The sequence below is a fragment of the Rhizobium altiplani genome, from assembly GCF_001542405.1.
In the GTDB taxonomy this organism is placed as follows: Bacteria; Pseudomonadota; Alphaproteobacteria; order Rhizobiales; family Rhizobiaceae; genus Rhizobium; species Rhizobium altiplani.
The window spans coordinates 56,059-72,607 of record NZ_LNCD01000003.1 but is presented as its reverse complement, the minus strand read 5'-3'; the positions used below and the strand labels follow the sequence as shown (position 1 = coordinate 72,607).

Below are 16,549 nucleotides of genomic sequence, written 5' to 3'. Positions count from 1 at the left end.
CTCTCCACTCATGTCATACATGACGGAAGTTAACGTTGATTTGGGTTCCGTTGCGGGGAAATCGAAATAGCTAACAATGCGCTATGAAATCGACAGTCCTTTGCTGGTCAGTCTGTTGCCGACGATTGTCGAGGCCGAAGATGGCCTGGCGAGGCTCGATGAGCGTGCGGCACGCGCAGCGATCGCTGAAGGCTTTGCCGAGCGCCGGCATTTTTTTGATGCGGTCGGTGCTCTGTGGGTCGCAGGCGAGTTGGTTCACGTCGAGGACCTTGTCCTGCATGACGCACATATGGACACACGAACGCCAAGCCACGAGTTGACGATTGCCCATTCGATCCTGCGCGCACGACGGCGCATCTGGACGGCAGCGCCGGATTGGGCCTTGAGCGGTTCAGGATTGTCGATCCTCGGCGGCGACACTGGAGGGGAGGGGACTGCTCCAGAGACCAGGAGCGCAAAGGCGTTGGTCGAAGACGACGATGCCGAAAATGAAGCAGATGCGCTTCTCTCTGCTGAACTGGCCGAGATTGATGCGATCCTGGAGAGATCGCAGCGGCTATTGGACAGCCATGGCAGTCCTGGTGCGCCGGAGCCGCATGAGGCGCCTGACCGCGTTCGCGAGAAGCGGAGCGACGACCCTCTCGGCCTCTTCGACGATGAAGAATGGGATGAGGCGGCGCGCCTTCGCGCTTGGCGCAAGACCATTTCGATCGCCGACAGCCTGCCCCCAGCGCTTGGTGCGGCCTTACTGTTTGATGCGTGGGAACGGATGGAGCCACTTCGTCGTCAGCATTGGCTTGGTGGGCTTCTGGTTGCCAGCTATCTGCGCGCCCGCGGCAAAGTCACATCGCACCTTTTCGCCTTCTATGCCGGCCTCAAGACGATACGCTATGAGCGACGACGTTCGCGCGATCGCTTGACGCGACTACAGGCCTTCCTTGAAGCGATGGCGGAAAGCGCGGCTGCGGGCTTGAAGGAAATGGACCGGCTTTCGTTGGCGCGTACACAGATGGAAATCCGATTCAGGGATCGTCGCTCGAACAGCAGCCTGCCGCAGCTTGCGGATTTTGTCCTGTCGCGGCCGATGGTTTCCTCGGCAATGGTGGCCCGCGAGTTGCGGATAACGAGCCGTGGTGCGCTTAATCTGCTGAATGATATCGGCATCCGGGAAATTACCGGGCGAGGGCGCTACCGCGCCTGGGGCATCATCTGATTTCAGAAGAAACGAAAGCGGCCGGGCGTGGAGACCCGGCCGCTGTCGTTAGTGAGCACCCGATCCGCGCATCCTGTCACAGATCGCGAACCGGGTGCCTAGCGCTTCCATTGCCCCCAGAAGCGCTTAGCCCTATTCCCGCTCGCCCGTGAAATTGAGCAGCAGCTGGAAGATGTTGACGAAGTTCAGGTAGAGCGACAGCGCACCGAAGACGGCAAGCTTCTGGTTCGATTCCTGATCATAATTCTCGGAATACTGTTCCTTGATGTTCTGCGTGTCGTAGGCGGTCAGGCCGACGAAGACGAGGATACCGATCACCGAGATGGCGAACTGCAGGGCACTCGAGCCAAGGAAGATGTTGACGATGCTCGCGATGACGACGCCGATCAGGCCCATCATCAGGAACGAGCCGAAGCGCGAGAGATCCTGCTTGGTCACATAGCCGTAAAGGCTGGTCGCGCCGAACATGGTCGCGGCGATGAAGAAGGTGCGCGCGATGCTCGTACCCGTAAACACCAGGAAGACAGATGCGAGCGACAGGCCCATGACTGCGCAGAAGGCCCAGAAGGTCATCTGGGCCGCACTGGCCGACATCGTCTGAAGCTTGAACGAGAAGAAGAAGACGAAGGCAAGCGGCGCAAACATCACGACCCACTTCAGCGGGGACTGGAAGATCGGCACGTAGAGCGCCGGTGTGCTGCCGACGATGAATGCGACGATGCCCGTGATGACGAGGCCGAGGCCCATGTAGTTGTAGACGCGCAGCATATGCCGGCGCAGGCCCTCGTCGAACAGCGCCTGAGAGCCGGCGGCCGAGCCGTAGCCAAAACGCGGATTGGTGGGGTTCATACTGATCTCCTCGGTTGAGTGAACTAGTAGAGCGTGCGGGCAAGCCGGTCGGCTTCCGCATCGAGATTTATGTCGCGATCGCCGGTCACGAGCGCATACGCCACTTCGCCTATCTGCCAGTAGGCTGCTTCGGCCTTGTCGAGGGCGACATGCTTTACGGACTGCACGGCAAATACACCCGGCCGGACGGCAAAAAGCGAGATCTGCTTGTCCTCAGACGTCTTGATCGCCATTTCGACGCTCGGACCGAACTCGGACGGGAAGATCTGTACGTCGGAGATCTTCCAGTTCTCCGGCAATTGCGGCATGACGATCGCAGTTGCTGCGCGAATGTCCTCGGCCTTGTAGCTCGCGACGGGCTGAGACGGCACGGACTGGCGAAGCAGCGCCGTCTGATAGGCGCGCACTGCATCTTCGACATAGGCCGGCGCCGGCACAGAGGCGGCTACTTCGGTCGCAGTAAACGCGCCGAAGGAAGTGTGAGCGACCCAGCCCGCGGAGATGAGAACGGCGACAGCCGCAATCCGCTGCATCGAATGGAAGATCCGACCATAGGTGAGGCCGCGCTCCAGGCGTCGAGCAGCATCGCGCGTCTCCGGACGGCCGAAGGCGTTTTCGCTGGCAAGCGCAAGGCGCAATTCACCCTTCATGCTGAGGTCAGCCATGACCTTGGCGGCAATCGCCGGGTTCTCTGACAGGAAGGATTCCACCTGAATGCGGCGCGCCACATCGAGTTCACCGTCGACATAAGCATCGAGATCAGCGTCGACGATAGGATCAATTGCCTTCATTGCCGTTCCCTCCGATGAGTCTCAGATGTACTGCGCGCGGCGTCTTCTCCTCGAACTCGCGAAGCTGGGCACGGGCGCGTGATATGCGCGACATCAATGTGCCGATTGGGATGCCGAGGGCCGCTGCCGCTTCCTGGTAGGAAAGGTCCTCGATTGCAACGAGATGCAAAGCTTCGCGCTGTTCTTCCGGAAGATGGAAGAACGCGTCCCGCACCTGCTGGAGGCGAACGGCGTGTTCCTGGCCGGCCTGCAAAGACTGTTCGGTCTCCAGAGCTGCCTCGTCGTGCCGGCGTGCCAGGGAGCGGTCCTGGCGGATGCGGTCGATATGAGCATTGTGCATGATCGACAGCAGCCACGTACGCAGGTTGCCGCCACGACGGAAACTCTGCTTTTTCTCGTAGGCGCGCATCAGCGCGTCGTGAACGAGGTCTTCCGCATCATCCGAATTGCGCACGAGCGAGCGCGCGTAGCGCCGAAGCGCCGCAAGCTGGCTTATGACATCGAATGGGCGTTCTTTCCGTTCCATGACTGAGTATACGGATGCAAGCGAAGAGTTATTCCAGCCGCCGCCAAAAAATTTTGGTTTTCCGCGGATCGGTAGGAAGCCGGAGGGCTGGCGTCGCGATGACGCTGAGGCAAAGACACGCAGGAGGCTGCGGGACCTTATTCAGGCCGAGCGTCCGACAGCTCCTCAAGGATGGGGCAATCAGGCCGGTCATTGCCGTGGCATGCGTGGACCAGATGCTCCAATGTCCGGCGCAGTTCGGTAAGTTCCCTGATCTTCCGATCGATCTCCGTCAGCTTCGCCTGCGTCAGTTCCTTTACATCCGAACTCGCCCGGCTCTTGTCTTCGTAGAGTGCCAGCAACTGGCGGCATTCCTCGACGGAAAAACCAAGGCCGCGCGACCTTTGAAGGAAGCGCAGCTTGTGAACATCGGCCTCGGCATAGTCGCGATAGCCATTTCCGCCCCGGTCGGGGCGGATCAGGCCAATGTCCTCGTAGTAGCGGATCGTTTTCGGAGCCAGTCCGGAGTGTTCCGATGCTTGCCCAATGTTCATGCCAATCTCCTATAGTTTGACGAGCCGCAGTCTAAGCGCGTTGGTGATGACCGAGACGGACGACAGGCTCATGGCGGCCGCGGCGATCATCGGCGATAGCAGCAGGCCAAACACCGGATAGAGCACGCCAGCGGCGAGCGGCACGCCGAGTGCGTTGTAACCGAAGGCAAAGCCGAGGTTCTGGCGAATGTTGCGCATGGTGGCCATGGCAAGGCGTCTGGCGCGCACGATACCCGTCAGATCGCCCTTGACCAGGGTCAGGCCGGCGCTTTCCATGGCCACATCGGCACCGGTGCCCATCGCGATACCCACATCGGCTGCCGCAAGCGCTGGTGCATCGTTGACGCCATCGCCTGCCATTGCGACCACGGCACCCTTGCCGCGCAATTCGTCGACCAGAGCCTTCTTGCCTTCGGGCAGGATGTCGGCGCGCACCTCGTCGATGCCAAGGCTCTTTCCGACGGCGCGCGCAGTGCGCTCGTTGTCGCCGGTGGCCATGATGATTTTCAGGCCGTGCTCGTGCAACGCCTTTATCGCAGCCGCCGTGGTTGCCTTGATCCTGTCGGCAACGGCAACGAAACCGGCGAGATCTTGATCGATGACGACGAACATCACCGTCTTGCCCTCGTCGCGCAGTAACCGAACCTGCTCGGCGAGCGGCGTGATGTCCATATCGAGATCATCCATCATTGCGGCGTTGCCGAGCGCAACGACTGTCCCGCCTGCCTTGCCCACGACACCCTTGCCCGTTCGTGCTTCAAAGTCGGTGACATCGCTGAGCTCAATGCCACGCTCCCCGGCACCCGATACGATCGCCTCGGCCAGCGGATGTTCGGATCCACGCTCCAGGCTGGCGGCCAGCTGCAGGAGGCGAGCCTCTTTAATACCGCCAAGCGCGACGACATCCGTAAGCCTCGGCTTTCCCTCTGTCAGCGTGCCCGTCTTGTCGACGATCAGAGTGTCGACGCGCGCGAAGCGCTCAAGCGCTTCTGCATCCTTGATGAGAACGCCTTCCTGAGCGCCGCGCCCGGTTGCGATCATGATCGACATGGGGGTCGCAAGACCGAGCGCACACGGGCAAGCGATAATGAGCACGGCAACGGCCGCGAGCAGCGCATGCGCCATGCGCGGTTCGGGGCCAACAAGGCTCCAGACAACAAAGGCAGCGACAGCCGCGGCAACGACGGCGGGCACGAAGACGGCAGAAACGCGGTCCACCGCGCCCTGGATCGGGGCGCGCGAACGCTGTGCCTTTGCGACAAGGTCGACGATGCGCGACAGGGTCGTGTCGGCGCCAACTTTTTCTGCCAACATCACCAGGGTGCCATTCTTGTTGATGGTACCGCCGGTAACCGCGTCGCCTTTCTGTTTTTCGACCGGGATGGGTTCTCCGGTTATCATCGACTCGTCGACCGTCGACTGCCCTTCACTGACGGATCCGTCGATCGGGATGCGCTCGCCAGGGCGCACTCGAAGATGATCGCCAACCCGGACATCATCGACCGGTACGTCGGTTTCAGAACCGTCTTCGTTGATGCGGCGCGCGGTCTTCGGCGCAAGATCAAGCAATGCACGGATGGCCGAACCGGTTTTCTCGCGGGCCTTCAGTTCCAGAACCTGACCCACGAACACCAGAGCGACAATGACGGCGGCGGCCTCGAAATAGACAGGAACCGTGTCGCCATGGCCGCGAAAGGTATGGGGGAAGATGCCAGGCAGGATCGCCGCTACGACGCTATAAAGATACGCCGTCCCGACGCCGAGGCCGATGAGGGTCCACATGTTCGGGCTGCGGTTGACAAGAGAAGCCCAGGCGCGGCGGAAGAAGGGCAGGGCGGCCCAAAGGACGACAGGTGTCGCAAGAACGAGCTCGATCCACGTCGCCTGCGGCTCTCCAATCCAGTCACGCAGCGGCAGGCCGATCATCGGCCCCATGCTGATTGCAAGCAGCGGGATCGAGAGCACACCGCTCACCCAGAGCCGGCGGGTGAAATCCACGAGTTCCGGGTTGGGACCTTCATCGACCGGTGGAATACCCATCGGTTCCAGGGCCATGCCGCATTTCGGGCAGTCGCCTGGATGATCGCTGACGACCTCTGGGTGCATCGGGCAGGTATAGAGCGTCCCTTTCGGCATCGGCTTTGGGGTGGGGCGGTTTCCATCGCGGTAGGCGGCGGGATCGGCTTCGAACTTCGTTTTGCAGCCGGCCGAGCAGAAGTAGAACTTTTCGCCCTCTTGCTTCAGAAAATGCCGGGCGCTCGCCCGGTTGACGGTCATGCCGCAGACCGGGTCCTTCGCTGTCAGGTAGTCTTGTGGCGCAGCCTCGAATTTTCGCAGGCAGCCTTCCGAGCAGAAATGATAGGCATGCCCGTCATACCGGAGCGAGGGCTTGCCTGCCTGGGGATCGACGGTCATGCCGCATACTGGATCGCGCACAACGTCATCCGCAGTGGAAGCGCCGTGCTCATGGTCATGGCCATGATGCCCGTGGTTGTGATTGTCGTGCGTTCTATCCATACAAATCTCCCTTGCCCGATGCGGCATTGGACACCCTTATGAACCTTCCAGCAACTGGAAGGTCAAGGGGAAAGTTGCGCAACGACGAAAGTGGATTGAACAGTGCAATCGGACCTGCGGCTGCATTTCGACGCGCTTCTGACGCGCCTGTCGTAAGGTTGCCCGGGCGAACGGGAAACATGGCCCCGAGTAGCAGGAACCTCTCACGGCAAAGACAGCGGTTGCGACAGTTGAGGCTGCGGTCGGCGCGCCCCCGATCATCGCCTCAAGAAACGGCGTCGTGAAACAAAAAGGCCTGCCGCGAGGCAGGCCTTGCTTGAGATAATGGCCGATATTGAAATACGACTAGTAACAAATTCCGCATCCTGCGAGACATAACACCACACCCGGCTAAGGGTCGCACCTCAGGAAAAAGCAGTATCGAGGCCCGTCATTCAGTCAGTTCTTGCGAGGCTGCTCCTGATCGTCCGCCGGGCCTTCATCAGCCTGAAGAATTAGCAGGGTTCCGAGCGCTCTGGCTGACTCTCGTGGCAGGGCGTAGTGCAGCCATCCATAGCGAGGATCGCGAATGTGCAGAAGCGGTTCTCCAAGCAATGCGTCGGGCTCTGTGTACCAGCGTGGATCAAGCACGGCGTCGACCATTTTCCCGCCTTCCCAGGTCTCGTCGTGAGGCGGCGGCATCTCCGCCCTGATCTGGCCGGCGCCTTCAATGAGCTTTGATAGGGACTCGGTATCAAGCACGAATGCGACGGGCGGATCTGTCGGAAAGGTGATCGTCAACGTCTTGAACTCGTCGTCGAGCTCCCACTGGGGTTCTTCGCTGTTGTTCATGTTCACGTCCCTGTTGATCGCACTGCGGGATGCAGACTTGGCTTGCCGACGACGCAAACAAGGAAAAGCCGACGAAGAGTGATGGGGTATCCAATACAACCGATCGTTCTGGTATGATCCAATAGTGTCGCAACTCCCCTTCGATGGCACGTACTCCGTTGGGTGTAGCCGCATTCCGTGGCCCTGCGCGCTCGTATCGCCACGCTCAGCGCCAACCAGCATCTGCCGATCAAAGCTGATGGGGTCGCATCTCTCGGCCGGCGCACTGATACCGAAGGGTCCGAGCGGGAAGAGACTTCGTAAGTGACATGTTTAGGGCTTTATTTTGCGACTGTTTCATTACTGCCGAAACCGGCAGCTTCCTTCGCGCGATCTGACAATTCATCGACGTCGTCCGCATATCTGCCTGCAGCTGCCGCAGCGCGCTCAGTCGCCTCTGAAGGGTCTCAGCATTCCGAAACCTGCGTTGATTTGAGGACTTGCCGCGGTTTGGCCCGCATTGGCACGTTTCTTGTTCGCGAATGATGCGGCTCTTTTTGACGCTGTCCGCACGCGATCAATGCCTCTGAGAATGGCCAACATGTGCTTGGCTTCCTCGGCATCCATCGCGGACAGTGGGATGCCGTCCAGGCGCGCTGGCTCGTGCGTCGCCCGATCGATGATAGACCAGCCTGAGTCTTCAGTACGGAGACTATATTCTTCAGCCATCGACAATCCCCATGTAGACACCTGCAATTCTGAACGTATGGGGTTGAACGCGCTACTTCCCAAATTGGCCGATTTTATCGCTCAAAAGTTGTACATTCAGATGTAGTAATATTGCAATAAAGGGCACATCTCCTGTGGTGCCGCCATGCTCGAAGCCGGAACTCTCCATCCAGGTGGCAAAAAGACCTGTTGGTGCATTGAAATGCATGGTTTAGCCGACCAACCCGACTGGATACAGCTGGAGCACTTCGCTATCCTGAGTACATGCTATTCGACCGACTCCTGAAGATCGCCGCTTGGTTGTCGCTTGCCGCCATCCTGTTCGTGACCGTTTCGCCGATCGGTCTGCGACCGCACGACGTCATGTCCGTGCGCGATGACCGAGCGCTCGCCTTCACGACAATGGCTTTCCTGTTCGTCGTAGCCTATCCCCGCCGTTTTTGGGTTTGCGCTGTGCTGGTCATATTCGGAGCGGCCGCAATAGAGTTCCTTCAGTATCTTTCACCAACCCGGCATGCGCGGCTTGAGGACGCTGTTGTAAAGGCTGTCGGTGCAGCGATTGGCGTCGGCCTGGGGTTTGCGGCAAACTGGGCCCTCCGGCCGCGCGCGGACTAGTCTCACGAATCGCGATGGTCACCAGATTGTTCGGCGAACCACGCTGGAGCCGGTCAACGCGTTCTGGATCCGGCATACCTGGAGGAAATATGACTGATCGCTGCAGACGATCAATCGATGAAGACGCCGACGCTTGCGGCCCGGCCCATGGCGTCAATCACTGTGAGCTTTGAGTAGCCGCCGCCGTCCGGCATCCACTGATTGGTGCGGCGCCGGGAAATATCGGGCAAAGGCTTGCCGTTGGCGAGCCAGCGGAAAGGCGCCCGCCCGCCCTGCAACTTCAGCATCAACGGCGAGAGACCGCCGCTCTTCGCCCCAAGGTCGACATGTGCGCCCTCCGGTGGATAGACGATCTGCGGCGCCGGTTCACGTCCCGTGGACGCCAAAAGGCCGCTTGGATTGATGGCAAAGCGACGCTGGCTGATCGGCAGTTCGGCCTGGGCGATCCGTATTGCTCCCAAGGGCGGGCGCGGGAGGGGCGTCGTCGCGATCCCTGACTTTGCGAAAGCTTCAAAGAGGATCGGCGCCGCGGTGCCGTAACCCGTCAATCCCGGGACAGCGCTGTTGTCGGGGCGCCCGACCCAGACGCCGAGCACGTAGCGGCCATCGTAGCCAACGGACCAGGCGTCGCGATAGCCGTAGCTGGTGCCGGTCTTGTAGGCGATCCCGCGTTTCGGAGCGCCGGCTGGTGGAATGACGCCCGAGAGGATATCGGCGACATTCCAGACGGCCACCGGATCAAGCATTCCCTCGCCATCGATCTTGCCGGGGCGGTCGTTGACGCCATCGCCGATGCGGACCGGCTGGCCGCGATTGGCAAGCGCAGTGTAAAGCTGGACCAGATCCTTCAGCGTGATGCCGAGGCCGCCTAGACCGATGGCCAGGCCGGGTGTTTCGTCCGGGGGCAGCTGGGGACTTACGTCCGCGCGGCGAAAGCGGATCAGCAGCTTGGCCGGATTGACGGCATCGAGCAGCTTCACCGCCGGGACGTTCAGCGACAGCTGCAGCGCCTCGCGCACCGTGACGTCGCCCTGATAGCTCATATCGAAATTCCGCGGCCTGTAGCCGAAGAAATCGGCGGGGCGGTCCTCGATGATCGTCTCCTGGCTGACAAGGCCTTCTTCGAATGCGAGGCCATAGATGAATGGCTTCAGCGTCGAGCCTGGCGAACGGCTGGCGCGCGTCATGTCGATCCAGCCCGAGCGGCTGGCATCGAAGTAGTCGGCCGAGCCAACCTCGCCGAGAATGTCGCCCGTTTGTGCATCGGCCATGACCATGGCGATTGACAGCTTGGGGCCCAGTTTCAAGGCGGAGGCGCGGGCAACGGCCTCCAATCCTGCCTGCACCTGCTTCTTCAGGGTCGTCTCGTATTGCCTTGCTTTCGGATCCTTGCGTCGTGCTGCTTCGGCAACATGCGCCGCAAGCGCCGGAAGCTGCATGCGTTGAGACGGCACCGGCACGATTTCGGCACGCGCCGCCTCACCTTCGCCGACAGCCTCGGCGACAGCGACTCGCTCGAGCACCCGTTTGCGCGCCACCTCGGCTGTCGCGAGGTTGCGGTCCGGCCGACGCTTTTCCGGCAATTGCGGCAGAGCGACGAGGAGAGCGGCTTCCGCGACCGTCAGCCGTCGCGGCTCCTTGCCGAAATAGGCGAGGCTCGCCGCCCGCACACCCTCGAGATTGCCGCCATAGGGTGCATGCGTCAGATAGAGATCGAGGATCTGCTCCTTGGATAGCCGCCGCTCGATCTGGATGGCGCGTGCCATCTGCAGGAGCTTCGCCGACAGCGAGCGGCCCTGACGCGGCTCGATCAGCCGGGCGACCTGCATCGACAGCGTCGATGCACCTGAGACGATGCGGCCATTGGTGACGAACTGCAGGGCGGCACGTGCCATTGCCTGAAGATCGACACCGGCATGGCTGTAAAAACGCCGGTCCTCGTAAGCGATCAGCATCTTGAGGAATTGTGGATCGACATCGGCGGCTGTGGTTTTCAGACGCCAGAGGCCTTCAGGCGTTGCAAAGGCACGCAGCAACTGACCATCCGCATCGACCACTTCCGCAGAGACCGTTTCCGCCTTGTCGAGCGGCGGCGGATAGGCCCGGTCGGCGATGTCAAGCAAGACCAACCCGATGCCGGCAAGGATGATCCCGGCAGCGCTTCCGATCGCGAGCTTCCTTGCAAGTCTCATTTCGACGCTGCGGTAACCTCCATCTTGCCAGTCGCGGTGCGCGCGGAGAGCTGCGGTCGATACATGTCCTCGACGACGGCGGCCGGATGATCGTAGATGCCGGGTGTCACGGCGCGCACGACATAGGCGACATTGATTTCGCGATTGTCGTCCGCCGACCGATTGAACGCGGCCACGAAGCGGTCATTGCGGAATTCGGTGTGGGCCGCCGTCACCTCGCCGATCCAGTCGAAGTTCGTCAGTTGCGCGCTGTCGACCAGGTTCGGATTGTCGATCTGGAAGCCGGCCGGAAGCAGGTCCGTCACGACGATCCGCGACGGCCAGTTGTTGCTTTCCGTGACGTGCAGCACAACGACATAGCGCTCGTTCTGCTTGGCTTCGGTCACATTCGCCTGCTCGCCATCCATCGTGTAGTAGGTGCGCTCGATGGCAAAGCCGTCACCGCCTGCGGGCGGCGGCACGACAGGGGCAGCAACCGTCGTCACCACCGCCGAGACGGGCTCGCCGGTCTGGTTGGTGAGCGTGAGCGCGTTGCCCATCAAGGCGTCCCCGGTCATCTTCGCCATGTAGGCACCATTGTGCAGCGCGCCGTTGACGTCGATCTTGATCGAGTCGTCACCGCCCTGAATGGCGCGCGCGGCAAGCAGCATCCAGGCCTGTTCCTGGGTGCTCGTGTATTTGCTGCGGTTCCATTCCTTGGCGACCGCTTTGGCCAATTCCGGAACCACCGGCGGGACCGGACGGCTTTCGGCGGCAAGAGCAAGGATTGCGGCACCATCGCGCAGGATAGAGCCATAGTCCGTTCTCGAAAGATTGACGCGCGTCACCATGGACTGTTCCGACATTTGCAATGCGTCGACGTAGATGTTTTTCGATCGCGTCGCATCGCCATAAAGCGCCAGTGCCGCTGCGATATGCGCCTTTGCAAGCGGCGTCGGAAAGTCGTTGATCATCGTATCGGCATAATAGCGAAGGTCGCTGATCGCTGCCTTCTTGTTGCGGGCGAGAACGTAGAGCGCATAGGCAATCTGGTCGCCCTGATCCTTGACATTGACGTCATAGCTCAAAGCGTTCTGAAGGTTCTCCAGAGCTTGCGCGAATGCACGATCCGGGACCTCGTATTTCTGCTCGCGTGCGCGGGTCAGGAAATCGGTGACATAGGAATCGAGCCAGAGGTCGCCGCTGTCAGGTCCCCAAAGGCCGAAGCTTCCGGCGGACGCCTGATAGGAAAGCACGCGGTAGATTGCGTCCTGAACGCGCTTCTTGACGTCGGCGTCATCCTCCAGACCGGCCTCATGGGCAAGCTCGCTCAGATAGAGCAGCGGCAGGGCACGGCTGGTCGTCTGCTCGGCGCAGCCGAATGGGTAGCGGTCGAGCGACATCAGCAGAGCCGGAATGTCGAAGGCGGCCGAACGCGTGACGCTGACGCTGACGGAGGCGCCCTGTAGAACGCTGTCTGCCAGCAATGCCTTGTCGACGGTCAGCCTGGTTGATGGATTGAGCGCCAGGACGCGGCGTTCGGTCATCGGCAGAACAGCTGGTCGAACAGGAACGTCAACCGTCTGTTCCAGCGACAGGCCGGCCGCGTCAGCGAGATTGATCGAAACGCTGCCATGGCCCGGTTGCGTACCGGTAACAGCGAGTGTCACGGCTGATCTGGCGCCGGCCTCGAGATGAACAGTCTGCGACGCCTCGCCAATGCGCACGGCATCATTGCCGGCAACGGTCAGCTTGAAGTCGCCTGCCGGCGCGTCCGTATTGGCGATATCGAGCCGAAGCTCGGAGGTATCTCCGGGCGCGAGGAAGCCCGGCAGGCTCGCCGTCACCACGACAGGGTCACGAATGATGACGTCCTTCGTCGCATGGCCAAGGCCGGCTTTCGACCAGGCGACCGCCATCACGCGGGCAGTGCCGTTAAACTGGGGAATGTCGAAGCTCACATTCGCCTTGCCTTGGGCATCCAGTTTCACCGGGCCTGAGAAGAAGGCAACCAGCTTTTGCGTCGGCGGGCTTCCCTGAAGAGCCACAGCGCCTCCGTCGCCGCCGGTTCTCAGTTTGCCGGCAGTGCCGAGCGAACCATCGATCAACCGTCCGTAAAGATCTCGAATTTCGAGACCGAGCTGGCGCTGGCCGAAATACCAGTCTTCTGGGTTTGGTGGCTCGTAGCGGGTCAGATTGAGAATGCCGACATCAACAGCCGCAACCGTCACATAGGCGTCTTCGTTGGCGCCCGCGCCGGCAACGGCAAGGGTGATCGGCAGCGGTGCGCGCGGCAGCATCTTCTCCGGCGCATCGATCGCTACCTGCAATGCTCGCTCCGCCGGATCGACCTTCAGCCATTTCACGCCGATCGCGCGCATCGGCATGTGGCTGTCCTGAGCATCGCCGGGGCGGAACAATGTCGCGGTGACATAGGCGCCAGCCCCCCAATTTGAAGTGACAGGAATATCGACTTCGCCACCGTTCTCGCCAATGGATGCGTTCTGGATGGCCACGAGGGTTTCCGTACCGGCCGCGATCATCAATTCGCCTGCGTAGCGCGATGAGACCTTCAGCTTGGCCGTCTCGCCGATCCTGTAGCTCTCCTTGTCGAGCGCGATCTCAAGCCCGTCAGGCGTCTCCGTCGACGTTGCCTGGACGAACCATCCCGCATCGAATTCAACGCTCGAAGCAGGGCCGTCGGTCTGCGTGCTTTCGACCTCGAGGCGGTAGCGCCCCCAGGCGACGGGAGACGATATCTTCGCTCCGTCCAGGGACGCATCGAGATTGCCGTTGGCGACCTGCTCGGCGGTATAGATCGGCTCGTATTTCCAGGCGGTACCGTCGCGATACCATTGATAATCGCGGTTCAGCTTGTAGAGTTTCCAGCGCAGGCCGCTCATCGCCTGTTTCGCCCCGTCTTCATCAACGCCGATAACGGTGAAGTTCGCGATCGAATTCTCGCCAAGGTCGCCGAAGAATTCCGGCTTGATGCCGATCATCGGGCTTTGGTTTTTGACGGGAAGCACGAGCGAACGCTCGATGGCGCGGCCACCGGCTTCCTGCATGCGGAGATAGACCGTGGCGTTCAGAAGCTGCGTCGTCGCCGGCAGATCGCCGACAGTCAGGTCGGTGATACCTTCGCCATCTTCGTCGAGGTCGGGCAGGCCTTCTATGGTCTGGCGCGTCTCTTCGCTGGCTTCCTCGTCGGCAAGGCCAAAGAAATAGCCGGGGAAGGCGGCCGCCTCGCGGGTCGGCTTGATCACGACATCGCCTTCGAGCGACAGCCCTGCCGCAGGTGCGCCATAGAGATACTTGCCTGATATATTGATTGTCGCTGACGTCTCCGGACCGATAACCTTCGCCTCTGTCTTGATCTCCATGTCGGTACGATCAGGCACGAAGTCGTCGACCAGGAAGGTTTTCGTCGCGATCGGCGAGCCTTTTGGGTCGGTGTGAATGTTCATCGTCCAGGTGCCGCGCATGGCATTTTCCTGAACGGGGAGGTCGATCGCATAGCCGCCGACATTGCTGGTCTGACTGACGATCCGGCGATCCTCGACACCATCGGGGCGCAGAAAGATGAAGGTCAGCGGCAGGTTCTCGATTGCCTTGCCATCGGTATCGCGGGCAAGGGCAGCGGCGTGGACCGTTTCCCCGGCCCGGTAGATGCCGCGCTCCGTCCAGCTCAAGACATCGATGGCGCCGGGAGAAGCACGCCCGGTGACGCCGCGATCGGAGAGATCAAAGCCCGCGCGCGTCATATCGAGGAAGACATAGTCGGCGCCCCCTTTCCGGGCGGTGATGACAGCGGGCGTCAGGGCAGCCGTCGCACGCATCAGACCGGCGGTGAACGTCGCCCGACCGTTCTCATCGGTCGTTGCAGTGCCGAGTACTTCATTGTTCTTCGCCAGAAGCTGGAGCTCAACGCCAGCGATCGGCTTTGCCGAGGCGAGCGATCGGGTAAAGACGTTGAGGCCATCGGTACCCGCGTATGTCGTGATCCCGATATCGGAAACCACGAACCATTGTGTCGCCTGCGCATTCCAATCCTGATCCGGGGCGTTCGGCGCCGTTGCCGTCAGCACATAGACACCAGGCTTTCGCTCGGGCAGCGCCTCATCCACCGGGAAGCTGGTGACGACATCCTTGTTGAGGTCGTTGGTCATCTCGATCGAGCCTTGCCAGACCAGTTCCCCGCTCTCGTCTTCGATGCGCTGTGCGCTGTATCCGTCGAGCTGGGTCAAAAATTGCGAGCTCGTCAAAAGCGGAGCGATGCCGCGATCGCCGATACGATAGAGCTTCAGATTGGCGGAAGGCATGTTGACGGAAACGATCGGGATCCCGCGGCGGGCCGTCGACGGCAGAACGAAGCTGTCGCCAGTGAAGCGTACGCTGGCTGTGCGGTCCTTGACGTAGATATCGAGGCTGACGGGGGTCTCGAGGACCTCGTCGACCGAAGAGGGCAGGCCGGTGCGGAACGTGATCTTGTAATTTTCACCGTGGGTCAGCCCCTCGATGCAGACCTGCTTGTCCTTGGTTTCGAGCGCCTTGGGGGCCGCACCATTCAGCGTCACGAAGGGCGTATAGTCCAGCGTCTTGACCAGGGTCTCGGAGAATGTCGCGCAGATACGGGGATTTGCACTGTCGGCGTCGACCGTATGCTCGGTAATGCGAAATCCCTGCGTCGATTTCAGCAGCAGGAAGGCCGCCTGGACCTCCTTCGCGTTCACGAGTGCCAGGCTTGCCTTGTAGGCATTGAGTGCGGCGCGATAGTTGGTGTTCTTGTCGAGTGCTGCGGCGAGTACGGAAAGAGCCTCGGCACGGGCCGAGGCTGTTCGTGTCAACTCATAGCCATTGACCGCGTCCAGCACAGCCTGTCCGTAGATCTCGCTGCCATCGTTGTCGTCGGTCTTGGTAAAGCTGTCGCCGGCGCGCGCCGTTTCCAGCCAAAGATCGGCATTGTCGGGGGAAAGTGCGAGCGCACTTCGGAAGGATTTCACGGCATCAATGACATTGCCTGCCGTCAGGTCGAGACGGCCGTTGGCGATCAGGCTGTCGGCGCTCTGGCCCTGCCGATCGTCGGCCACTTCAAGATTGGCCTTGTCGTCGCGTGCCTGCTCTCTCACATCTCCGGAGAGAAAGTTGAGCCGCGGGGCAGGCCCGATATCCGGCTCCGGCTTTGCGGCGGCAGTCTCGACGATCTTGCCGGCGATAGCGCCCGGGAAAGCGTTCATCGTCTTGAAGTCGGACTTCAGGAAGCACCACTTCACCTTCGGATTATAGGTGAAGGCTTTGCAGGACTTGTCGCCGATGCAGGATGTTTTGCATTGATCCAGCGTAACGTTCTGTTCGGTCCGCAGATCAAAGCCGAAGTAATCGGCGTCCTGGACTGTCTGGATTTCGCGTTTTGTGTCTGCCGCGAATGCGGGAAGGCTTGCGGTAAGAGACGCGAGAGCAACGGCGGTGAAGGCGAAAAACGCGCGTACAGACATAGGTCCCCCCAAGGTGACTGGCGCTGATCCAGGGTGCACTCTCGGCACTCCACAACCCATTGTCAACTCGACCGACGTGTTGTTTCGGAATGGGCCAAGGGTGCCCGAGATCAGCTAAGGGATGCTATTTCGCGGGCTCGATATCTGAGCCGCGATGTCTTTTCCATGGGCTACCTCTGATTGCTCCTCACATTTGTCCTTAACGGTTTATTAGCGTTAACAGCGATCTATTGGCGAGCGAATCCGCCTCAGCGCGGAACATATTGTCCTCAATGCCGTTATCCGCTCGCCAACATGCAG

The 16,549-nt window shown here is 60.9% G+C and carries 11 protein-coding genes; 2 read left to right on the top strand and 9 right to left on the bottom strand.

Annotated elements, in window-relative coordinates:
- The first annotated feature begins 76 nt into the window (after positions 1–76).
- Positions 77–1,213 (top strand): RHE_PE00001 family protein, encoded by a 1,137-nt coding sequence (locus AS026_RS01020; protein ID WP_062368389.1) that lies wholly within the window; start codon positions 77–79, stop codon positions 1,211–1,213.
- Positions 1,214–1,345: 132 nt separating this feature from the next.
- Here the strand turns inward: AS026_RS01020 and AS026_RS01015 are convergent, their stop codons facing one another.
- The 7 genes from AS026_RS01015 to AS026_RS00985 form a co-directional block, all read right to left on the bottom strand.
- A complete protein-coding gene (locus tag AS026_RS01015) occupies positions 1,346–2,062 on the bottom strand; it encodes a Bax inhibitor-1/YccA family protein (RefSeq protein ID WP_025660499.1) in 717 nt (238 codons plus the stop codon).
- 23 nt (positions 2,063–2,085) lie between these two features.
- On the bottom strand, positions 2,086–2,853 hold the full coding sequence (locus tag AS026_RS01010; protein WP_062368388.1) for an anti-sigma factor family protein: 768 nt from the start codon (positions 2,851–2,853) through the stop codon (positions 2,086–2,088).
- Positions 2,840–3,379: a sigma-70 family RNA polymerase sigma factor gene (locus AS026_RS01005; RefSeq protein ID WP_018856709.1), complete on the bottom strand. Its 540-nt coding sequence runs from the start codon at positions 3,377–3,379 to the stop codon at positions 2,840–2,842. Before AS026_RS01005 ends, AS026_RS01010 begins: the two co-directional genes overlap by 14 nt.
- A gap of 137 nt (positions 3,380–3,516) precedes the next feature.
- Positions 3,517–3,912, bottom strand: a complete 396-nt coding sequence (gene cueR, locus AS026_RS01000) for a Cu(I)-responsive transcriptional regulator (RefSeq protein ID WP_018856710.1) — start codon at positions 3,910–3,912, stop codon at positions 3,517–3,519.
- 9 nt (positions 3,913–3,921) lie between these two features.
- Complete coding sequence (locus AS026_RS00995) at positions 3,922–6,429, bottom strand: heavy metal translocating P-type ATPase (RefSeq protein WP_062368387.1); 2,508 nt, start codon at positions 6,427–6,429, stop codon at positions 3,922–3,924.
- Between the two features lie 438 nt (positions 6,430–6,867).
- A complete protein-coding gene (locus tag AS026_RS00990) occupies positions 6,868–7,260 on the bottom strand; it encodes a hypothetical protein (protein ID WP_062368386.1) in 393 nt (130 codons plus the stop codon).
- Positions 7,261–7,686: 426 nt separating this feature from the next.
- On the bottom strand, positions 7,687–7,968 hold the full coding sequence (locus AS026_RS00985; RefSeq protein WP_062368385.1) for a hypothetical protein: 282 nt from the start codon (positions 7,966–7,968) through the stop codon (positions 7,687–7,689).
- 264 nt (positions 7,969–8,232) lie between these two features.
- On the opposite strand from AS026_RS00985, the gene AS026_RS00980 reads away from it, so the two are divergent.
- Positions 8,233–8,583, top strand: coding sequence for a VanZ family protein (locus tag AS026_RS00980; protein WP_062368384.1), 351 nt, complete (start codon positions 8,233–8,235; stop codon positions 8,581–8,583).
- Between the two features lie 110 nt (positions 8,584–8,693).
- Here AS026_RS00980 and pbpC read toward each other — a convergent pair whose 3' ends face one another.
- Both pbpC and AS026_RS00970 read right to left on the bottom strand, forming a co-directional pair.
- On the bottom strand, positions 8,694–10,775 hold the full coding sequence (gene pbpC / locus AS026_RS00975) for a penicillin-binding protein 1C (protein ID WP_062368383.1): 2,082 nt from the start codon (positions 10,773–10,775) through the stop codon (positions 8,694–8,696).
- A complete protein-coding gene (locus AS026_RS00970) occupies positions 10,772–16,249 on the bottom strand; it encodes an alpha-2-macroglobulin family protein (protein WP_062368382.1) in 5,478 nt (1,825 codons plus the stop codon). The genes pbpC and AS026_RS00970 overlap by 4 nt, the downstream gene beginning before the upstream one ends.
- Between the last annotated feature and the right edge of the window lie 300 nt (positions 16,250–16,549).